Source organism: Phyllobacterium sp. TAF24, from assembly GCF_052113785.1.
Lineage (GTDB): Bacteria > Pseudomonadota > Alphaproteobacteria > Rhizobiales > Rhizobiaceae > Phyllobacterium.
Genome location: NZ_JBFRDN010000005.1, coordinates 138,548 through 158,467 on the forward strand (window position 1 = coordinate 138,548; position 19,920 = coordinate 158,467).

The window sequence follows — 19,920 nt, forward strand, 5'->3', positions numbered from 1 at the left end:
AATACCTGTATATTTGGTCTGTTGATACATTGATGATAAAATTAGTTTTCAGCCCCATTTCATACGAATGAGATTTTCATGCCCGATAATAAAAAGCGACCGAACCCAGTTGACGTCCATGTGGGCGCGCGCATCCGTTTGCGCCGCAACATGGTTGGTCTAAGCCAGGAAAAACTTGGCGACAGTCTGGGAATTACTTTTCAGCAAATTCAGAAATACGAGAAGGGCGTCAACCGTGTCGGCGCCAGTCGTCTGCAAGCGATCGGTAACGTTCTCAATGTGCCGGTCACGTTCTTCTTTGACGATATGCCCGAGCAGCCGGATAAACCGCAGGGTTTCGAAGAGGAAGGTGACAATACCTATGTGGTTGGCTTCCTCAACAGCTCGGAGGGTATCCAGCTTGCGCGTGCCTTTGCAAAGATTGGTGACCCCAAGATAAGGCGCAAGATTCTCGACCTCGTCCGGACTTTGAGCCATGAGGAAGATTCAGAATAGCAAAAATTCTGTGCAAACTGAGCTTTCTTTCCGGATTGTAGAAAAAAAATCTTCCAATGCTGTTTGTTTGAAAACGAAAGCAATTGACTGAATCCTTCGCGCTTGGCAAACACTACGCATGCTCGTTCCCTGCGGATAGAGCGCATATTTGTTTCAAGAGGGGTTCCCCGTGACACGCAGTTCCTACCTTTTTACCAGTGAGTCCGTATCGGAAGGTCATCCAGATAAGGTTTGTGACCGGATTTCCGATGAAATCGTCGACATGATCTACAAGGAAGCGAAGAAGACGGGTGTTGATCCGTGGACTGTGCGCATCGCTTGCGAAACCTTGGCGACGACCAACCGAGTCGTTATCGCCGGTGAGGTGCGTGTTCCCGATACGCTTCTCAAGAAGGACAAGAGCGGCGCGGTTGTCCATGACGCCAAGGGTCATCCGGTCATCAATCCAGCCCGTTTCCGTGCGGCGGCGCGTCGTGCGATCCGTGATATCGGTTACGAGCAGGAAGGTTTCAGCTGGAAAACTGCCAAGATTGACGTGCTTTTGCATCCTCAATCGGCCGATATCGCACAGGGTGTCGACAATGCCGCCGACCGGCAGGGCGAAGAAGGTGCAGGCGATCAGGGCATTATGTTCGGTTATGCCTGCCGCGAAACCCCTGACTTGATGCCAGCGCCAATCTATTACTCCCACAAGATTCTCGAGCTGCTTGCCGAGGCTCGTCACAGGGGCGAGGGCGATGCCGGACGGCTTGGCCCCGACGCCAAGAGCCAGGTTACGGTTCGTTATGTCGACGGCGTTGCCGCAGAAGCCACACAGATCGTCCTTTCGACCCAGCATCTCGATGCAAGCTGGGATTCCAAGAAGGTCCGCCAGGTTGTGGAACCCTATATCCGCGAAGCGCTGGGTGATCTCAAGATTGCGGATAACTGCGTCTGGTACATCAACCCAACCGGCAAGTTTGTCATCGGCGGACCCGATGGCGATGCGGGTCTGACGGGTCGCAAGATCATTGTTGATACTTACGGCGGTGCCGCTCCCCATGGTGGTGGTGCGTTCTCCGGCAAGGACACAACGAAGGTTGACCGGTCCGCTGCCTATGCGGCGCGTTATCTCGCCAAGAATGTTGTCGCTGCCGGCTTTGCCGATCGCTGCACGATCCAGCTGTCCTATGCCATTGGCGTTGCCCAGCCGCTTTCTGTTTATGTGGATCTGCATGGCACTGGCAAGGTGAGTGAAGATGCAATTGAAGGCGCCCTGCGCAAGGTCATGGACCTTTCGCCGACAGGCATTCGCAAGCATCTTGATCTGAACAAGCCGATCTATGCCAAGACCTCAGCCTATGGCCATTTCGGCCGCAAGCCGGGCCGTGATGGTTCCTTCTCCTGGGAAAAGACTGATCTGGCCAAGCAACTGAAGAGCGCATTGGCAGCGTAAGCCGCCCGTACGATTGATTGTAATGATGACAGAGACAGAAGAGCCCAGACGCGAGCGTTCGACGGAAGCCTTTTTTGGCAGACGCAATGGCAAGACGCTGCGGCCCTTGCAGCGGTCCATTCGCGATGAACTGCTACCGTTGCTCAAACTGGATCTGTCGGAACCTGCACCAAGCGACCTTCGCAGTTTGTTTACTGCGGAGGTCGACAAGGTCAGGCTGGAAATTGGCTTTGGTGGCGGTGAGCATTTGCTGCATGAGGCCGCACGCTTTCCCAAAGCTGGTTTCATAGGCGTCGAACCTTTCGTCAACAGCATGGCGAAGCTCGTCGTCGATCTGCATGAGAACCCGTTGCAGAACATCCGTCTTTACGATGACGATGCGACGCAGGTTTTGGATTGGTTACCGGAAGCATCGCTTGATGGCATTGATCTCTTCTATCCAGATCCCTGGCCGAAAAAGAAGCACTGGAAGCGGCGTTTCGTCAGCCAGAAAAATCTTGATCGTTTTGCCCGCGTATTGAAGCCGGGTAGTCCATTCCGCTTTGCGTCCGATATCAACACCTATGTGAACTGGACACTGCAGCATTGCCGCATTCATAGCGAATTTGACTGGCAGGCCGAAACCTCTGCTGATTGGCATACGCCCTACGAAGCCTGGCCCGGCACGCGCTATGAACAGAAGGCGCATCGCGAAGGCCGCATTGGCGCTTATCTGACTTTTTTGCGCCGCTGATTTTGGTGTTTCGGGCAATATTTGCCTGTTCTTCATTGCCTATGACAGCTTCCAGACAGTTTTCTCATATCAATTTGAAGATGAGGAGACCGCTGGGAGGCTGTCCGTAGTTATATTGTTGTGCTTGAGTTCGACGCTCGCCGTCAATTCATGACTTTGACTGTTGCCAACTCCCGGCTTCTTCAAAGGACCAGCAAAAACAGACGGCGGAATGCTGTCACGGGAGGATTTCTACAATGCGTAAAATGTTGCTTGCTTTCGTCGCGACCGGCGCACTGATTGTGTCAGGTGCGGCTTTCGCTGCAGACTATAAGATCATGGCACCTGCGGCCMCTGGTGGTGGCTGGGATCAGACGGCGCGTACGATCCAGACCGTATTGCAGGATGAGAAGATTTCCAAAAGCATTCAGGTGGTCAATGTTCCGGGTGCTGGCGGCACCATCGGTCTTGCTCAGTTTGCCAATTCGGCAAAGGGTGATCCGGCACAGCTGATCGTCGGCGGATATGTGATGGTCGGCGCTATCCTCACCAACGACTCACCTGTTAATCTGACACAGGTCACTCCGATTGCCCGCCTTACCGGTGAATTCGAAGCGCTGGTTGTTCCGGCAGCATCCCCGATCAAAAATATCGCTGATCTTGTTGAGAAGCTGAAATCTGATCCCGGTTCTGTTTCCTGGGGTGGTGGCTCGGCTGGCGGCACGGATCACATTACAGCTGGCTTGATTGCCAAAGCGGCGGGCGTTGATCCAACCAAGGTCAACTACATTGCCTTCTCCGGCGGCGGAGAAGCACTGGCTGCCATTCTCGGCAATCAGGTAACCGTCGGTATTTCCGGTTATGGCGAGTTCGAATCGCAGATCAAGGCTGGCACACTGCGCATTATCGGCATTTCCAGCGATGCAAAGGTTGCTGGCATTGATGCGCCGACGTTCAAGGAAGGCGGCGTAGACGTCGCCATCCAGAATTGGCGCATGGTTGCGGCTGCCCCCGGTATCTCCAAGGAACAGGAAGCCGCTATCGGCGCTGACGTTGAAAAGATGGTGAAGTCGAAGACATGGCAGGATCAGCTTGCTGCCAAGGGCTGGGCCAATACCTATCTTGCCGGTGATGCATTCAAAGCGCAGCTCGCCAAGGACACGGAAGCAACGTCAGCGATCCTGAAAGATATCGGCCTTGTAAAATGACAGACAAGCCAACCACTTCGCAAACGCGCCGCCCTGATCGGGCGGCGCTGGTTATTGCAGCCGTTCTGGCCATCATCGCGGCTGTCATTGTCTACAGCACGGCGACCGCCCATGGCGGAAGCTCGACACGCATTGGCCCCGGCGCTTTCCCTTATGCCATCGCCGCCTGCTTGTTTGTATTGGCCATATGGACCGGTTTTGAAGCCCGTCGTGGAGATTTTCCCGCGCGCGAGGAACAGGAATTCGGTCCGGTTTTCTGGATTGTTGGCGGACTTGCCGCCCAGATGCTGCTTCTCAACACCGTCGGCTTTTCCATTGCAACGGGCCTCCTGTTTGCAGCGACCGCGCGTGGGTTCGGTAAGGGGCCGCTCTGGATGACAGTTCCAATCGGCATCGTCCTTTCCTTTGTCGTATGGGTGATTTTTGCCAAGGGGCTGCAATTGTCGCTTCCGGCCGGGCCACTTGAGCACCTCATTTAAAGGGCATCATAGCCATGGATACATTCACACTCTTGGCCCACGGCTTTCTCGTCGCACTGGAGCCGATGAACCTGTTTTATGCGTTGGTGGGTGTCACGCTGGGCACAGCCGTTGGCGTCTTGCCCGGTATCGGGCCAGCGCTGACTGTCGCGCTGCTTCTGCCTGTAACCTACAAACTTGATCCTGCAGGGTCGCTCATCATGTTTGCCGGTATCTATTACGGCGGCATGTATGGCGGTTCGACCACATCCATTCTTCTGAATACGCCGGGGGAAAGCGCGTCCATCGTTACGGCGCTGGAGGGCAACAAGATGGCCCGCGCCGGGCGCGGGGGACCTGCGCTGGCAACAGCTGCCATCGGCTCCTTCGTTGCCGGTCTGATTGCGACGCTGGGCCTTGCGCTGATTGCGCCGACCATCGTCAAATTTGCCCTGTCGTTTGGGCCTGCCGAATATTTCGCTTTGATGATTCTTGCTTTCATGACCGTATCGGCTGCCTTCGGCGATTCCACGCTTCGCGGCCTGACAGCGCTGTTTCTCGGTCTCGCCCTCGGTCTGATTGGTATTGATCTTCAGACCGGGCAGGCGCGGTTGGCCTTCGGCATTCCGGATTTGCTTGATGGGGTGGAAGTGACAACACTTGCCGTTGCGCTCTTCGCTATCGGTGAAACGCTGAGTGTGGCGGCTGCGCGTGGTGGCGGCGATGAAAAGATCGAGCCGGTCAAGGGTTCTGTCTGGATGAACCGGGAAGACTGGTCACGCTCATGGAAACCATGGCTGCGCGGCACGCTTATCGGCTTCCCGATTGGTGCCATGCCCGCCGGTGGTGCGGAGATTGGCACATTCCTGTCTTACTCGGTGGAAAAGCAGCTGGCGAAAAAGCCGGAGGAGTTCGGTCATGGCGCGATTGAAGGCGTGGCTGGTCCAGAGGCTGCCAACAATGCATCGGCAGCCGGAACGCTGGTTCCTCTCCTGACACTAGGCCTGCCAACGACGGCGACTGCTGCCATCATGCTGGCGGGTTTCCAGCAATTCGGTTTGCAGCCGGGACCGCTATTGTTTGCGACAAATCCGCAAATCGTCTGGGGCCTGATTGCCAGCCTGCTGGTCGCCAATTTCATGCTGCTGGTGCTCAACCTGCCGCTGATCGGCCTTTGGGTGCGCTTGCTGTCGATCCCGAGGCACTGGCTCTATGCGGGCATTCTGGTGTTCGCAACGCTCGGCACTATCGGCGCCAATCCCTCGACATTCGAGCTCGGCATGCTGCTGGTGTTCGGTATTCTGGGATATATCCTGCGGCGCTTCGGTTATCCTATCGCACCGGTTGTCGTCGGCCTGATCCTTGGACCGATGGCTGAACAGCAATTGCGCCGCGCGCTGGCGATCAGTCAGGGCGACGTCACCGTTCTGGTGGGTTCGCCCATCGCGATCATACTGCTGGTTCTGGCTGTTTGTGCTGTGGTTGTGCCGTTGATCTTGCGGGCACGGGGCAAAGGCAAGGTACTGTCGCAGCTTGCCGCAAACGAAGACTGATCAGCGACCAGCCTCAGTCCACCGGATATGAGAGCTTGCGCCTTATTGACGGCGCGATGCTTTAGTTCCGGTGGATAGCGCTGAACTGAACAGGGTCAATGCCAAGATTGCGCAGGTCGGATGCAACTGGCTGGTGACCGATACGTGTTGCAGAAGCAACAGCGACGGCACTGCCGAATACATTGAGAAAGCGGCTGATCTTGTTAGGCATATGTCTCGTGGTCATGGCTCATTCCTTTCGCAGTTATATTGCGATGCAGCATAAATAGGTGAGTTGACCTCAAATGGTTAGTCCCCCAGGCGCAGGGCAGCCATGCGAAAATGCATTGCGATGGCCAGATTCGGGCATTTTGGCCCCTCATAAAAGCCTCAATCTACCTGTCCGGACCGTTTTTGACTGCCTTGGRCTTCTGCTGCGTTTCTCAGCGCAACACGTTAGACAGATTGGTAGTCTTCCGGTTTGAAAATCATCGAACTGTGGCTGATGTGTAGAAATTCGACACGGAGCTTGAAACTACCCCGTCATTTCGATATATAGAACTCATATTCTTGGTCGATAGAACAGGGGTGGGTCCACACAGGTCCCGCTCTTTTTTGTTTCTTGGGGCCGAAACAGGGAAAATTCTGCGTGACAGACGGCACCAAAACAGAACACGAAGCGGTTGATACAACTGCACATGAAGCGCGTATTATAACCGAGACGGGTATTGATGCCCGTGTTGCCGGAATTATCGAGCCGGTTCTCGAATCCATCGGTTTTCGCCTCGTGCGTGTTCGTCTCTCAGGCCTGAACGGCCTGACTTTGCAAATCATGGCCGAGCGCTTCGATGGCACGATGACCGTTGAAGATTGCGAACTGGTCAGCCGCACCATGTCGCCGGTGCTTGATGTGGAAGACCCCATCGACCGCCATTATCATCTGGAAGTGTCATCGCCCGGTATCGATCGCCCATTGGTGCGCAAGTCGGATTTCAACACCTGGTCCGGTCATATCGTCAAGGTCGACACATCGGCTGTTTTGAGCGGTCGGAAGAAATTCCGTGGCCGCATTGCTGCCGTTACCGAAGGCGCTGTCACGATAGAGAGCGATCAGGCGAGCTATGGTGATGAGCCGGTAATCGAAGTGCCTTTCGAGTTGATCTCGGATGCACGCCTCATACTGACGGATGATCTCATTCGCGATGCTTTGCGCCGCGACAAGGATTTGCGCGAAGGCAGGATTCCGGAGGAGGGCGCTGCTGATGAAGCAGGGTCGGCGGAATCTGCTGAGCAGGAACAGACTAAACAGGATTGATCTTCATACGCCGCGGGAGAAGCGGTGCGATGAACCCCAAGGGGAATTTCAAGGAGAAAGACATGGCAGTCAGTGCAAACAGGCTAGAACTTCTGCAGATCGCCGATGCGGTGGCCCGCGAGAAGTCGATTGACCGCGAGATCGTTCTTGCGGCAATGGCCGACGCCATCCAGAAGGCCGCACGTTCGCGTTACGGTCAGGAAACCAACATCCGCGCCGATATCAACGCCAAGACGGGCGAGATCAAGCTGCAGCGTTTGCTTGAAGTCGTCGACAATGTCGAAGATCCGGTTACGCAGATCAGCATGGATGCTGCCCGCGACCGTAATCCAGATGCGCAGCCGGGCGATTTCCTCGCCGATCAGCTGCCGCCGATGGATTTTGGCCGTATCGCTGCCCAGTCCGCCAAGCAGGTTATCGTGCAGAAAGTGCGCGAAGCCGAACGTGACCGCCAGTATGATGAATACAAGGACCGTGTTGGTGAAATCATCAACGGCAGCGTCAAGCGTGTTGAATACGGCAATGTGATCGTCGATCTTGGCCGCGGCGAAGCGATTGTTCGTCGTGATGAGCTGATCCCCCGCGAGACTTTCCGTTATGGTGACCGCGTTCGCGCCTATGTCTATGACGTGCGCCGCGAACAGCGTGGCCCGCAAATTTTCCTGAGCCGCACCCATCCGCAGTTCATGGCAAAGCTTTTCACCATGGAAGTGCCTGAAATTTACGACGGCATCATCGAGATCAAGTCTGTTGCCCGTGATCCGGGTTCGCGCGCCAAGATCGCCGTGATTTCCCGCGATTCCTCAATCGATCCTGTTGGTGCCTGCGTTGGTATGCGCGGTTCGCGCGTTCAGGCGGTTGTCGGCGAATTGCAGGGCGAAAAGATCGACATCATTCCATGGTCGCCAGAGCCAGCTTCGTTCATCGTTAATGCATTGCAGCCGGCGGAAGTTTCCAAGGTTGTTCTCGATGAAGATGCGGAACGTATTGAAGTTGTGGTCCCGGATGACCAACTATCACTAGCAATCGGTCGTCGTGGTCAGAACGTTCGCCTTGCATCACAGCTGACAGGCTGGGATATCGATATTCTCACCGAGCAGGAAGAATCCGAACGTCGCCAGAAGGAATTCGTCGAGCGTTCGAACCTGTTCATGGAAGCGCTTGATGTTGACGAGATGGTCGGTCAGGTTCTTGCGTCGGAAGGTTTTGCCAGCGTCGAGGAAATCGCCTATGTAGATGGCGATGAAATCTCCTCCATCGATGGTTTCGATGAGGAAACGGCAAGCGAAATTCAGCAGCGTGCGCAGGAATATCTGGGTCGCATCGAAGAAGAGCGCGATGCCCGCCGCAAGGAACTCGGTGTTACGGACGAATTGCGCGACCTGCCAGGTATGACCAATGCCATTCTGGTTGCTGTCGGTGAAGACGGCGTCAAGACGATCGAAGACTTCGCCGGATATGCGGTGGATGAACTGACCGGCTGGCGTGAGCGCAAGGATGGTGAGACAATCAACCATTCGGGCATTCTCTCGGCTTTTGAAGTCAGCCGTACCGATGCGGAACAGATGGTTCTGACCGCCCGCCTCAAGGCTGGCTGGATCACCGAAGACGATCTGGTTGCTGTTGAAACTGACGAAGTGCCGGACGAAGAGGTCGCTGGCTGATAGCGAGAAGACCTTGTACGTGGAACCGGAAATGAACGACAGGACATGCATTGTCACGCGCGAAGGCGGTTCTGTCGATGACATGATCCGGTTCGTGGCAAGCCCCGATGGGACGGTTGTTGCTGATTTGAAGCGCAATCTTCCCGGCAGGGGGTGCTGGGTGAAGGCCGAGCGGCGTTATATTGATGAAGCGGTCAAGCGAAAGCTTTTCCCGCGTGCATTGAAAACCAACGTGACTGTCCCGGATGATTTCGGGTTGGTTGTGGAGCAGATGCTGGTAAAATTCGCGCTCGGCAGTTTTGGGTTGGCGCGCAAGGCCGGTGTTGTGGTAACAGGGGCCGCAAAAGTGGACTCAGCTATCCGCAGTGGCACCGCAGCGTTGGTTCTTCATGCCCGAGAAGCCGCCGAAGATGGCGTCCGCAAGCTTGACCAGGCCCGCCGTTCGGTAGTTTATGCCGGCGGACCGGAAATTCCCGCCCTTTCATTGTTTGAAAGCGATGAAATGGATTTGGCATTAGGCGGGGTAAATGTGATACATGCTGCCGTACTCAAGGGGAAGGCAGCTGCCGGGTTCATCAATCGAGCTCGGCTGCTACAGCATTTTCGCGATGGCCGTACGGATCTGGCCGACGCTAAAGCGGCACCTGCCGCGAAGGAAACGGAAACGGAATGAGCGATACAAAATCGACAGACGACAAGACGCTTGGCGTCAATAAAAAGACCCTGACCTTGAAGCGGCCTGGCGTTGAACAGAGTACAGTGCGTCAGAATTTCAGTCATGGCCGCACGAAGTCTGTTGTCGTTGAAACAAAGAAGCGCAAGTTTAGCCTACCGGATCAGAAGCCGGAGGTAACGCCTCCTGCTGCCCCGGCTCCGGCGCCCGCTGCATCCGCGGCGCCTGCGCCTGCGGCACCGGTTGTGCGGCCTGTAGCACCGGCTCCCCAGCCTGCGCCAGCCCCTGCGCCTGTTCAGACAGCAGCACCAAGCGCGCCAGCCCCAGCCCCGCGTCCGGCGGCACCTGCACCAAGTGCACCAGCAGCTTCTGCTTCCGCGAGCGCGCGTTCCGCTGCTCCGTCGCAGTCGCAGCGTCCTGCACAGCAGCCTTACCGGTCAGCAAGTCCTCGCCCGAACGATCGTTCAGGCATGGTCTTGAACACATTGTCGACTGCCGAGCTTGAAGCCCGCCGCAAGGCACTTGAAGGTTCAAAGGTTCGTGATGCCGAGGACCGGGCCCGTGCCGCTGTTGAAGCGACGCGCCGTGCGGAAGAAGATGCTCTGCGCGCCAAGGAGCGTGAAGCATCCGCCCACCGTCAGGCTGAGGAAGAAGAGCGCCTGCGCAAGGAAGCTGAAGCCAAGCATCGCTCGGAAGAGGAAGCCCGCAAGCGCCAGCCGGAAACAGCAAAAGCTGCCACCGAAGAGACGGCTGCTCCCAAGGGTCCTGTACGCAAGGCCGGTGGCGAGGAAGAAGAAGAACGTCGTGGCAGCAGTCCTGCCGGTGCGCGTCGTGGCAACAGCAGTGCTGCTCCGGCCAAGCCGGAAGTGCGCACGCCCAAGGTCGTCAAGGGCGAAGACGAACGCCGTCGTGGCAAGCTTACTTTGGGCTCTGCGCTCAATGATGAGGGCCGCAGCCGTTCGCTTTCCGCCATGCGTCGCCGTCAGGAGAAATTCAAGCGCGGCATGCAGCAGGAAACACGTGAGAAAATTGCACGTGAAGTCATTCTGCCTGAGACCATCACCATTCAGGAACTTGCCCAGCGTATGGCCGAGCGTTCGGTCGACGTCATCAAGTACCTGATGAAGGAAGGCCAGATGATGAAGGCTGGCGACCTGATCGATGCGGATATGGCACAGCTGATTGCCGAGGAATTTGGCCACACGGTTCGCCGCGTTGCTGAATCCGACGTTGAAGAAGGTATCTTCAACGTGCAGGACGACCAGTCTTCCTTTGTATCGCGTCCGCCCGTTGTTACCATCATGGGTCACGTCGATCACGGCAAGACCTCGCTGCTCGACGCTATCCGCAAGGCGAATGTTGTATCGGGCGAAGCCGGTGGCATCACCCAGCACATCGGTGCCTATCAGGTTGAACAGAACGGTCACAAGATCACGTTCATCGATACACCAGGTCACGCCGCCTTTACGGCCATGCGTGCCCGCGGTGCGCAGGCAACGGATATTGCTATCCTTGTTGTCGCTGCCGATGACAGCGTGATGCCGCAGACGATTGAATCGATCAACCATGCCAAGGCAGCGGGTGTTCCGATCATCGTGGCGATCAACAAGATCGACAAGCCATCCGCCGATGCACAGAAGGTCCGCAACGGCCTGCTTCAGCACGAAGTTTTCGTTGAAACCATGGGCGGTGAAACGCTCGATGTGGAAGTTTCGGCCAAAACTGGCCTTGGTCTCGACAAGCTGCTTGAAGCCATCCTGCTTCAGGCCGAAGTTCTCGATCTCAAGGCTGATCCGACCCGTACAGCTGAGGGCGTCGTTATCGAAGCCAAGCTTGATCGTGGCCGTGGTTCGGTTGCAACCGTTCTGGTTCAGAAGGGCACACTCAAGCCCGGCGATATCATCGTTGCCGGTAGCGAATGGGGCCGTGTCCGCGCGCTCGTCAATGATCGCGGCGAAAACCTGAAGGATGCGGGACCGGCAATGCCGGTTGAGGTTCTCGGTCTCGGCGGACCACCGCAGGCTGGTGATCGTTTTGCTGTTGTTGAGAGCGAAGCCAAGGCCCGCGAGATTTCCGAATACCGTACGCGCCTTGCCCGTGAAAAGGTTGTGGCACGTCAGGCTGGATCGCGCGGTTCGCTCGAACAGATGATGAGCCAGTTGCAGGTGACAGGTCTCAAGGAATTCCCGCTGCTCATCAAGGGCGACGTGCAGGGTTCAATCGAAGCCATCGCCGGTGCGCTGGACAAGCTTGGAACTGACGAAGTTCGGGCACGCATCATCCATTCGGGTGCTGGCGGTATCACCGAGAGCGATATTGCTCTGGCTGAAGCTTCCAATGCTGCAATCATCGGCTTCAACGTGCGCGCCAACAAGCAGGCACGTGATCTGGCCGAACGTGAAGGCATCGAGATCCGCTACTACAACATCATCTACGATCTGGTGGATGACGTGAAGGCAGCCATGTCCGGTCTTCTGTCGCCGGAACGCCGCGAAACCTTCCTCGGCAATGCGGAGATTCTCGAAGTCTTCAACATTACCAAGGTCGGCAAGGTGGCCGGTTGCCGTGTTACGGAAGGCAAGGTTGAACGTGGTGCAGGTGTGCGCCTTATCCGCGACAACGTTGTCATTCACGAAGGCAAGCTCAAGACGCTCAAGCGCTTCAAGGACGAAGTCTCCGAAGTGCCTGCGGGTCAGGAATGCGGTATGGCGTTCGAGAACTACGACGATATTCGCGCAGGCGATACAATCGAAGCGTTCCGCGTCGAACACATTACCCGCACACTCTAATGCCCAGCCCTGACAAGGGCGGCGTTTAAATCATCGATAACAGGATCGCCGGACCAAAACCGGCGATCTCCTGTATGTTGGGATACGATTATTATGCCTCGTTCTGCTCTACCCGGCCCTTCTCAACGCCAGTTGCGCGTCAGCGAACAGGTGCGCCATGCGGTTTCTCAGGTGCTCCAGCGCGGTGAAGTCCGTGACGACACACTGGAAAACGCCGTCGTTGCCATTTCAGAAGTGCGCATGTCCAACGATTTGAAGATCGCCACCTGCTTTGTCTCGCCCATTGGCGCGAAGGATGGTGATGCGGTGATTGCCGCCTTGAACCAGCATGCGAAATTCATTCGCGGACGGGCGGGCGTTTTCCTCAAGCAGATGAAATATATGCCGGAGTTTCGCTTCCGTATTGATACGAGCTTCGACAATTACGCCAAGATTGATGCGCTGCTGCGCAAGCCTGAAGTGACCCGCGATCTCGACAATCATGACGATCATGATGACGATGACGGCGGTGATCCAAACCCCGGCGATGTGCCGGGACATGGCGGCGACGGTAATAACTGATGGCACGGCAGCGCAAGAAAAAGGGCCGTCCGGTATCCGGCTGGCTGATTTTCGACAAGCCGAAGGGCATGGGCTCGACCGAAGCCGTCTCCAAAATCAAATGGCTGTTCAAGGCTGAAAAGGCTGGTCATGCGGGCACGCTTGATCCGCTTGCATCCGGCATGCTGCCAATTGCGCTGGGTGAGGCGACAAAGACCGTTCCCTACGTGATGGACGGAACCAAGATATATCGTTTCACCGTCACCTGGGGTGCGGAACGCACCACCGATGACATGGAAGGCGAGATCACCGTCACCTCCGATACCCGTCCCGATAAGGCGGCGATTACGGCCATCCTGCCCAAATATACGGGTGTCATTCAGCAAACGCCGCCAAAATTCTCAGCCATCAAGATTGCAGGTGAACGTGCCTATGATCTGGCGCGGGGCGGTGAGGAAGTCGAAATTCCTTCCCGCGAAGTGGAAATCGACCGGCTTGACCTGATCGGGCAGCCTGATGCATTGACCGCGATTTTCGAGGTCGAGTGTGGCAAAGGCACCTATGTACGCTCGCTGGCGCGCGATATGGGGCGCGACCTTGGCTGCTACGGCCATATTTCTGATCTGCGCCGCATTGAAGTTGCACCCTTCGACGAGCAGGATTTCGTCACCCTGGCAGAGCTGGAAGCTGCCCATCCGCCGGTTCCCGCCGAGGATGATGAAGGCGCTGATAATTCCTATGAAAGCATCGTAGCGCGTTTTTCGGTGATGGATGCGTTTCTTATCGATACCGGCGCTGCGCTGGAAAGCCTGCCTCAGGTTGCTCTTTCCGATGATCAGGCCCACCGCATCCGCATGGGTAATCCAGTGATCCTGCGCGGCCGCGATGCGCCTGTTGAGGCTGATGAAGCCTGTGTGACCAGCAAGGGCAAGCTTCTGGCTATCGGTTTCATCGAACAGGGCCAGTTCAAGCCAAAGCGCGTTTTTAACGCCTGAGCGTTAGCTGCGGTTACGCCAGCGATACCATTTTTGCGTGGTTCGTGGTTCGACAAGCTCACCATGAGGGAGAGTGAGGATGCAACGCTAAGCGCCAAAATTTCACATCACAAATATTGCAGCGCAAAGGTTGCAGAATATGGCTCCCTTGCATCACCCCTCTCCCTCATGGTGAGCTTGTCGAACCACGAACCACGTACCTGCAGGATAGAGTTGCCAAGTTTCACCCCCTCTGTCCTGTCGGACATCTCCCCCACAAGGGGGGAGATCAGCTGGCAATACTATTTCCACCAATCTTCAGCATTGCAATTTGCGCGAAAGCGTTTGTGTCAATGTGATCTCCCCCCTTGTGGGGGAGATGTCCGACAGGACAGAGGGGGGTGAAACCCCGCAGAACCATATATAGACCCAATCTAAGCTTTCACATAAACCCAGGCATCAATCCCCGACTTCAACCGCACCTCGATGCGTTTATAGTCGGAGACTTCGTATGCATCGGCGGCCGCAAGCTCAGATTCTGTTATCTGGAAAACCGTTCCAGCCACCTCGTCCCCGCTATCACCACTCGGCACAACTATGGGATGAAAATTGCTCCCGCTGGCACGGATGACATCAGGATCGGTGATCTCGATCATCGACTGCTTGAAGCCCGGCATCGCATCCGGCGAGCCAACCAAACGGCGGCCAAAGGACGACAATTGCACGCCTTCCTGCTGCAAGGTGCCGTAGGAAAAGAGGTGAATTGCGGTGGCGTCATTCATGCGTCGCGAGTCTCCTTGCTCTCTATCCTTATTGGCTGACATCATTCCTTGACGCAACTGTAGGCTGCCGTGTCATAGGGCAGCGTCACTTCTGTCCTGCCTGAAAGCGATGGTTCGCTCGCTATGATTGCCCGCACATCAGTGGCGACTTGTTCCTGTTTTTCCGGTGGCAAGGCCGCGATGAAGCTGGTTGATAACACGCGATTGACAAGGACATCCTCCGGGGACCCGATATGACTATTGGGAAAGTGTTGTTCCTTGAGAGCGCCGAAACCTTTGAAGGGAAAAGGTTTTTTCCAGTCGCCACTGCCATGGCGCGGTGTGTCGCCCTCATAGGGCTTGAAGATATCGGCAAGTCTTGCCACCCAGGGAAGCCGCTCGTCCCGCGTGTTCCAGATCAGCCCGAGATGTCCGCCGGGCTTGAGTACGCGGTGGATTTCAGTGAGGGCCGCTTTCGTCGCAAACCAGTGAAACGCCTGTGCACAGACAACGGCATCAACCGATGCGTCGGCGAGGGGAATCGATTCCGCCGTGCCCGCTATCGCTGTGATATCAGGGTGTTTCTCTGAGAGTTTCTGCAGCATTTCGGGCACCGGTTCGACCGCAATGGCGGTTGCGCCTGTTGCGATGAGTCGGAGGGTGAATTTGCCGGTTCCGGCTCCAAGATCAACCACGGTCTTACCCGCCGTCAGATGAAGCTCATCATGCAACCACGCATCGAGTGCAGGCGGGTAGTCCGGCCTGCCGCGCACATAACTATCCGCCTTTGCAGCAAAACCGACGGCGGCAGCCTGATGAATGGTATTCATGATTTCACTCCGGATTGGTGGCGAGGAGAAACATTATGGAAACGAGGATAGGCGGAATCGAGGCAAAGGCGATCCTGCCACGCTCATGCCGGAATTCATTTCTATTGTAAGATGGCAAAATGAATATGACCGTTTTGCCCCACGTTCGACTGCTGAAAAGCCCTCGAATCATTTGCGGCTGGTAATTTGTCACATTTTCGACTATACGGCCCGCAGCGATAGGCATTGCCTCCGCTTTAACCGGCCCCCGCTGGACGACATCCCGGCCGTGGGCATCCCGTTTTTCCCTTCAAAAGAAAGGATATACGATGTCGATTACCGCTGAACGTAAGCAGGCACTGATCACTGAATATGGCACAAAGACAGGCGACACCGGTTCTCCGGAAGTCCAGGTTGCTGTCCTGACAGAGCGCATTGTTAACCTGACCGAACATTTCAAGGACCACAAGAAGGATAACCATTCCCGCCGTGGTCTGCTCAAGCTCGTTTCGACCCGCCGCAGCCTTCTTGATTATCTCAAGAAAGTTGATCAGGGCCGTTACCAGACGCTGATCGAAAAGCTCGGCCTGCGCCGTTAATAACGGATTAGACCGGCGGTTGCGTTCATTCGCTCCGCCGGTTTCGTTCATTCCGAACAGGGTGAACACTGACTCATGCGACACGTCATGGGGCAGGATTGCAGGCAACTCGGATAGGCGAGTTGCACGTTGTCTTGCCCGTGATTGGTCAAAACGAAACGGAAGAATAACGCTGCTATCCAAAGGGATGCGCGTTTGTCTCCACTCAAGGACACAGTATGTTTAATCAACACAAAGTTGAAATCGAATGGGGCGGTCGTCCGCTCATTCTGGAAACGGGCAAGATTGCCCGCCAGGCAGACGGCGCAGTTCTCGCCACTTATGGCGAGACCGTGGTTCTTGCCACTGTCGTTTCCGCCAAGGAACCAAAGGCAGGTCAGGACTTTTTCCCCCTGACTGTAAACTACCAGGAAAAGACCTACGCAGCCGGCAAGATCCCCGGTGGCTACTTCAAGCGCGAAGGCCGTCCAAGCGAAAACGAAACACTCGTTTCCCGCCTCATCGACCGCCCGATCCGCCCGCTCTTTGCTGATGGCTACAAGAACGACACACAGGTTGTTCTGACCGTTATCCAGCACGATCTCGAAAACAACCCTGATATCGTTTCGCTCATTGGTGCTTCAGCAGCGCTGACACTCTCCGGCGTTCCCTTCATGGGCCCGATCGGCGGCGCACGCGTCGGCTACATCGGCGGCGAATACAGACTGAACCCGACCGTTGACGAAATGGTTGAGTCGAGCCTCGATCTTGTTGTTGCCGGTACAGGCGACGCTGTTCTGATGGTTGAGTCGGAAGCCAAGGAATTGGCTGAAGACGTCATGCTCGGCGCCGTTATGTTCGGTCACAAGAGCTTCCAGCCGGTGATCGATGCGATCATCAAGCTTGCTGAAGTTGCGGCCAAAGAGCCACGCGATTTCCACGCGGAAGACCTTTCCGCTGTTGAAGCTGCGGTTCTCAAGGTTTCCGAAGCTGACCTGCGCGCTGCCTACAAGATCACTGACAAGCAGAAGCGTTACATTGCGGTTGATGCTGCCAAGGCCAAGGTCAAGGCACATTTCTTCCCGGAAGGCGTTGAAGAGCCGGAATTCTCCTCCGAGCAGATCGCAACCGTGTTCAAGTCGGTTCAGGCGAAGATCGTTCGCTGGAACATTCTTGACACTGGCAGCCGTATTGATGGCCGTGATCTGTCGACAGTTCGTGCAATCGTATCGGAAGTTGGCCTTCTGCCACGCACCCACGGTTCGGCCCTGTTCACCCGCGGTGAAACACAGGCAATCGTTGTTGCAACGCTCGGCACCGGCGAAGACGAGCAGTATGTCGACTCGCTGACTGGCATGTACAAAGAAACCTTCCTGCTTCACTACAATTTCCCGCCTTATTCGGTCGGTGAAACAGGTCGCATGGGTTCGCCCGGTCGCCGCGAAATCGGTCATGGCAAGCTCGCTTGGCGCGCTATCCATCCGGTTCTGCCTGCCAAGGAACAGTTCCCCTACACGCTGCGCACGGTTTCGGAAATAACCGAATCCAATGGTTCGTCGTCAATGGCTACCGTTTGCGGCACATCGCTTGCTCTGATGGATGCCGGCGTTCCGCTGCTCCGTCCAGTTGCTGGTATTGCCATGGGCCTGATCAAGGAAGATGAGCGTTTCGCTGTTCTTTCCGACATCCTCGGCGATGAAGATCATCTCGGCGACATGGATTTCAAGGTTGCCGGTACTGAGAACGGTATCACAGCGCTCCAGATGGACATCAAGATCGACGGTATCACCGAAGAGATCATGAAGGTTGCTCTGGGTCAGGCAAAAGATGGCCGTCTGCACATCCTGACTGAAATGGCGAAAGCCATCACGGAAGGCCGTTCGGAACTTGGCGAATTTGCTCCGCGCATCGAAGTCATGAGCATTCCGACCGACAAGATCCGTGACGTTATCGGTTCCGGCGGCAAGGTCATTCGTGAAATCGTCGAAAAGACGGGCGCGAAGATCAACATTGAAGACGATGGCACGGTCAAGATCGCGTCCTCTTCTGCCAAGGAAATCGAAGCTGCCCGCAAGTGGATTCATTCGATCGTTGCTGAGCCTGAAGTCGGCGAAATCTACGAAGGCACAGTCGTCAAGACTGCCGACTTCGGCGCATTCGTCAATTTCTTCGGCCCGCGCGATGGTCTGGTCCATATTTCCCAGCTCGCTTCCGAGCGCGTTGCCAAGACCTCCGATGTGGTCAAGGAAGGCCAGAAGGTCTGGGTCAAGCTCATGGGCTTTGACGAACGTGGCAAGGTTCGCCTGTCGATGAAGGTTGTCGATCAGGAAACCGGCAAGGAAATCCTTCAGGAAAAGAAGCAGGCTGAAGAAGACGCTGAATAAGCATCTCGCTTTGACGTGATGAAAGCGCGCCCCTGTGGCGCGCTTTTTTCTTGGCGGGATTTCCTTGTCTGGCAATTTCGCCCTAGATTGACCTATTGATGAATGGACACTGCCATGGCCAACGGCGCACTCAAGACGCTTTTTCTGCCCTTTGAAGACAAGATATTGCCGCTCCCCGGTGCTGATAGCGCATGGCTCTTCCTTGGCGCCGAGGTGGACCGCGACATCAATCCCGCGTGGAAAGCTGCCCTGACAGCCCTCCAGCCGTTCAGGCCCGATTATCTCGCTTTGCAAAAGGCAGGCTTCAAGGCTGTTTCGCGTCTGGAAGGCAGCGAACGCTTCAACGGCGCGCTGATCCTGCTCGGCAAGCATCGTGGGCGCAATGAAGCATGGCTGGCACAGGCTCTGCGCCATGTGGATGCCGGCGGTCTGATTGTGGTTGGCGGCGACAAGAAACTCGGCATCGACAGTTTCCGCAAGACAGTCGAGAAATTTGCACCGGTTGCGGACCGTCTGTCCAAGAACCATGCGGTGGCGTTCTGGTTCACCCGCCCCGAGACTATCGACGATACACAGGTGCAGGCGCTTGTCGCCGAACCGACGCGCGTGGAAGAGCGTTTCACCACGGCCCCCGGCATGTTCTCCCATACCGCCATCGACAAGGGTTCTGCTCTGCTGGTGAAGCATTTTGCCGGACGTATAAGCGGCCATACGGCGGATTTTGGTGCAGGCTGGGGTTATCTTGCCAGCGAAGTGCTGAAGCATCCTGAAAAGCTTAAATCACTGGCGCTCTATGAAGCGGATTTTGAAGCACTGGAAGCGGCAAAGCAGAACCTTGCCGGATCAACGGAATTGCCGCTGTCATTCCACTGGCATGATGTGAACGGCGAAACCATCACCGAGATTTACGATACCATCGTCATGAACCCGCCTTTCCACGCGGGTCGCAGTGCCGATCCAAACATGGGGCAGGGGTTCATCGCCGCCGCCGCCAAGCGCATGAAGCCCGGCGGCAAGCTGCTGCTGGTCGCCAACCGCCAGATGCCATACGAGGCAAGCCTGAAGTCGCTGTTCCGCTCGGTTCTGCCGATAGAGGACGTGGCCGGTTACAAGATCATCGAAGCGAAGAAATAATCAGAGTCCAGACCCTAGTTCACCGCTCGTCTTCGGACACCGCAGAGCCGGGTTTCCTCAATGGCCGCCTCGCTCATCCACGCCATGGTTTTGAGGCTGACGACGATGCGTTCGAGAATGGCGGGGCGTGGTCCCTTGCGCCATATATCGCTGGAATAGAGCGCCTGCTGCGAACTGTTCAGATGATCAAGATTGTCATAGGCGCGCACGAGGTAATAGGCATCGGGGTGGTGTTCCGACTGGCCGAAGTCAACAATGTCCATATCGACAGCATTGTGTATCGGCAGGCTTTCTTCGCGCACCAGCTTATGAAACTCGGCACCTGTTCCCGGGCGCAGGCTGTAAATGAGTGTTTCAACGAGGCGCATGGTGGTTCTCCTGACATTCCTGACGAAAAAGGGAGGCCCACTTTCAACAAAAATCCCGCAAAACCAAGCCTGGCTTTGCGGGACTACTGTC

General features: G+C 56.1%; 20 protein-coding genes. 16 read left to right on the top strand and 4 right to left on the bottom strand.

From position 1 onward, the window contains the following. Positions 1 to 78: 78 nt before the first annotated feature. The 6 genes from AB4Y96_RS06670 to AB4Y96_RS06695 all read left to right on the top strand — a co-directional run bounded on the left by AB4Y96_RS06670 (position 79) and on the right by AB4Y96_RS06695 (position 5,861). Positions 79 to 495, top strand: a complete 417-nt coding sequence (locus AB4Y96_RS06670; RefSeq protein WP_091878669.1) for a helix-turn-helix domain-containing protein — start codon at positions 79 to 81, stop codon at positions 493 to 495. 169 nt (positions 496 to 664) lie between these two features. Further along, a complete protein-coding gene (gene metK / locus AB4Y96_RS06675) occupies positions 665 to 1,930 on the top strand; it encodes a methionine adenosyltransferase (protein WP_091878667.1) in 1,266 nt (421 codons plus the stop codon). Positions 1,931 to 1,955: 25 nt separating this feature from the next. After that, positions 1,956 to 2,663, top strand: a complete 708-nt coding sequence (trmB, locus tag AB4Y96_RS06680) for a tRNA (guanine(46)-N(7))-methyltransferase TrmB (protein WP_441916408.1) — start codon at positions 1,956 to 1,958, stop codon at positions 2,661 to 2,663. A gap of 245 nt (positions 2,664 to 2,908) precedes the next feature. Beyond that, positions 2,909 to 3,850 carry a Bug family tripartite tricarboxylate transporter substrate binding protein gene (locus AB4Y96_RS06685; RefSeq protein ID WP_441916409.1) on the top strand — a complete coding sequence of 314 codons (942 nt, stop codon included), beginning with the start codon at positions 2,909 to 2,911 and terminating at the stop codon, positions 3,848 to 3,850. Further along, on the top strand, positions 3,847 to 4,329 hold the full coding sequence (locus tag AB4Y96_RS06690; protein ID WP_441916352.1) for a tripartite tricarboxylate transporter TctB family protein: 483 nt from the start codon (positions 3,847 to 3,849) through the stop codon (positions 4,327 to 4,329). The genes AB4Y96_RS06685 and AB4Y96_RS06690 overlap by 4 nt, the downstream gene beginning before the upstream one ends. A gap of 14 nt (positions 4,330 to 4,343) precedes the next feature. Continuing rightward, positions 4,344 to 5,861 carry a tripartite tricarboxylate transporter permease gene (locus tag AB4Y96_RS06695; protein WP_091878662.1) on the top strand — a complete coding sequence of 506 codons (1,518 nt, stop codon included), beginning with the start codon at positions 4,344 to 4,346 and terminating at the stop codon, positions 5,859 to 5,861. Positions 5,862 to 5,922: 61 nt separating this feature from the next. On the opposite strand, the gene AB4Y96_RS06700 is transcribed toward AB4Y96_RS06695, so the two are convergent. Beyond that, entirely contained in the window at positions 5,923 to 6,087 is a 165-nt protein-coding gene (locus tag AB4Y96_RS06700) for a hypothetical protein (protein WP_175540538.1), read from the bottom strand. Between the two features lie 402 nt (positions 6,088 to 6,489). Between AB4Y96_RS06700 and rimP the strand changes: the two genes are divergently transcribed. From rimP to truB, 6 genes are all read left to right on the top strand, one after another. Next, positions 6,490 to 7,155 carry a ribosome maturation factor RimP gene (gene rimP, locus AB4Y96_RS06705; protein ID WP_441916353.1) on the top strand — a complete coding sequence of 222 codons (666 nt, stop codon included), beginning with the start codon at positions 6,490 to 6,492 and terminating at the stop codon, positions 7,153 to 7,155. A 62-nt stretch (positions 7,156 to 7,217) separates the two neighbouring features. Next, on the top strand, positions 7,218 to 8,819 hold the full coding sequence (nusA, locus tag AB4Y96_RS06710; protein ID WP_091880107.1) for a transcription termination factor NusA: 1,602 nt from the start codon (positions 7,218 to 7,220) through the stop codon (positions 8,817 to 8,819). 13 nt (positions 8,820 to 8,832) lie between these two features. Further along, complete coding sequence (locus AB4Y96_RS06715) at positions 8,833 to 9,492, top strand: RNA-binding protein (RefSeq protein WP_280139031.1); 660 nt, start codon at positions 8,833 to 8,835, stop codon at positions 9,490 to 9,492. Then, positions 9,489 to 12,281, top strand: a complete 2,793-nt coding sequence (infB, locus tag AB4Y96_RS06720; RefSeq protein WP_091878659.1) for a translation initiation factor IF-2 — start codon at positions 9,489 to 9,491, stop codon at positions 12,279 to 12,281. The genes AB4Y96_RS06715 and infB overlap by 4 nt, the downstream gene beginning before the upstream one ends. Positions 12,282 to 12,374: 93 nt before the next feature. Then, positions 12,375 to 12,842, top strand: a complete 468-nt coding sequence (rbfA, locus tag AB4Y96_RS06725) for a 30S ribosome-binding factor RbfA (protein ID WP_091878658.1) — start codon at positions 12,375 to 12,377, stop codon at positions 12,840 to 12,842. After that, complete coding sequence (gene truB / locus AB4Y96_RS06730) at positions 12,842 to 13,816, top strand: tRNA pseudouridine(55) synthase TruB (protein ID WP_441916354.1); 975 nt, start codon at positions 12,842 to 12,844, stop codon at positions 13,814 to 13,816. The genes rbfA and truB overlap by 1 nt, the downstream gene beginning before the upstream one ends. A 413-nt stretch (positions 13,817 to 14,229) precedes the next feature. Here the strand turns inward: truB and AB4Y96_RS06735 are convergent, their stop codons facing one another. Further along, entirely contained in the window at positions 14,230 to 14,577 is a 348-nt protein-coding gene (locus AB4Y96_RS06735) for a gamma-glutamylcyclotransferase family protein (protein WP_441916355.1), read from the bottom strand. Positions 14,578 to 14,618: 41 nt separating this feature from the next. Beyond that, entirely contained in the window at positions 14,619 to 15,386 is a 768-nt protein-coding gene (locus AB4Y96_RS06740; RefSeq protein ID WP_441916356.1) for a class I SAM-dependent methyltransferase, read from the bottom strand. Between AB4Y96_RS06740 and AB4Y96_RS06745 the strand changes: the two genes are divergently transcribed. From AB4Y96_RS06745 to AB4Y96_RS06760, 4 genes are all read left to right on the top strand, one after another. Continuing rightward, positions 15,376 to 15,711 (top strand): hypothetical protein, encoded by a 336-nt coding sequence (locus AB4Y96_RS06745; RefSeq protein ID WP_441916357.1) that lies wholly within the window; start codon positions 15,376 to 15,378, stop codon positions 15,709 to 15,711. The two genes, AB4Y96_RS06740 and AB4Y96_RS06745, sit on opposite strands and share 11 nt — an antisense overlap. Next, entirely contained in the window at positions 15,605 to 15,964 is a 360-nt protein-coding gene (rpsO, locus tag AB4Y96_RS06750) for a 30S ribosomal protein S15 (RefSeq protein ID WP_441916410.1), read from the top strand. The genes AB4Y96_RS06745 and rpsO overlap by 107 nt, the downstream gene beginning before the upstream one ends. Positions 15,965 to 16,182: 218 nt before the next feature. Beyond that, a complete protein-coding gene (pnp, locus tag AB4Y96_RS06755) occupies positions 16,183 to 18,327 on the top strand; it encodes a polyribonucleotide nucleotidyltransferase (RefSeq protein ID WP_441916358.1) in 2,145 nt (714 codons plus the stop codon). 114 nt (positions 18,328 to 18,441) lie between these two features. Continuing rightward, the gene (locus tag AB4Y96_RS06760) at positions 18,442 to 19,461 is read left to right on the top strand and encodes a class I SAM-dependent methyltransferase (protein ID WP_441916359.1); all 1,020 of its coding nucleotides are present in this window, start codon (positions 18,442 to 18,444) and stop codon (positions 19,459 to 19,461) included. A 14-nt stretch (positions 19,462 to 19,475) separates the two neighbouring features. Here the strand turns inward: AB4Y96_RS06760 and AB4Y96_RS06765 are convergent, their stop codons facing one another. Beyond that, on the bottom strand, positions 19,476 to 19,829 hold the full coding sequence (locus tag AB4Y96_RS06765; RefSeq protein ID WP_441916360.1) for a hypothetical protein: 354 nt from the start codon (positions 19,827 to 19,829) through the stop codon (positions 19,476 to 19,478). Positions 19,830 to 19,920 lie beyond the last annotated feature (91 nt).

Excerpts from the sequence above, each read along its gene's own strand:
- AB4Y96_RS06690 (WP_441916352.1), top strand. The coding sequence starts at position 3,847 with ATGACAGACAAGCCAACCACTTCGCAAACGCGCCGCCCTGATCGGGCG.
- infB (WP_091878659.1), top strand. The coding sequence starts at position 9,489 with ATGAGCGATACAAAATCGACAGACGACAAGACGCTTGGCGTCAATAAA.
- AB4Y96_RS06695 (WP_091878662.1), top strand. The coding sequence starts at position 4,344 with ATGGATACATTCACACTCTTGGCCCACGGCTTTCTCGTCGCACTGGAG.
- AB4Y96_RS06765 (WP_441916360.1), bottom strand. The coding sequence starts at position 19,829 with ATGCGCCTCGTTGAAACACTCATTTACAGCCTGCGCCCGGGAACAGGT.
- AB4Y96_RS06760 (WP_441916359.1), top strand. The coding sequence starts at position 18,442 with ATGGCCAACGGCGCACTCAAGACGCTTTTTCTGCCCTTTGAAGACAAG.
- AB4Y96_RS06740 (WP_441916356.1), bottom strand. The coding sequence starts at position 15,386 with ATGAATACCATTCATCAGGCTGCCGCCGTCGGTTTTGCTGCAAAGGCG.
- truB (WP_441916354.1), top strand. The coding sequence starts at position 12,842 with ATGGCACGGCAGCGCAAGAAAAAGGGCCGTCCGGTATCCGGCTGGCTG.
- AB4Y96_RS06670 (WP_091878669.1), top strand. The coding sequence starts at position 79 with ATGCCCGATAATAAAAAGCGACCGAACCCAGTTGACGTCCATGTGGGC.
- AB4Y96_RS06745 (WP_441916357.1), top strand. The coding sequence starts at position 15,376 with ATGGTATTCATGATTTCACTCCGGATTGGTGGCGAGGAGAAACATTAT.
- pnp (WP_441916358.1), top strand. The coding sequence starts at position 16,183 with ATGTTTAATCAACACAAAGTTGAAATCGAATGGGGCGGTCGTCCGCTC.
- rbfA (WP_091878658.1), top strand. The coding sequence starts at position 12,375 with ATGCCTCGTTCTGCTCTACCCGGCCCTTCTCAACGCCAGTTGCGCGTC.
- AB4Y96_RS06700 (WP_175540538.1), bottom strand. The coding sequence starts at position 6,087 with ATGACCACGAGACATATGCCTAACAAGATCAGCCGCTTTCTCAATGTA.
- nusA (WP_091880107.1), top strand. The coding sequence starts at position 7,218 with ATGGCAGTCAGTGCAAACAGGCTAGAACTTCTGCAGATCGCCGATGCG.
- trmB (WP_441916408.1), top strand. The coding sequence starts at position 1,956 with ATGACAGAGACAGAAGAGCCCAGACGCGAGCGTTCGACGGAAGCCTTT.
- AB4Y96_RS06735 (WP_441916355.1), bottom strand. The coding sequence starts at position 14,577 with ATGAATGACGCCACCGCAATTCACCTCTTTTCCTACGGCACCTTGCAG.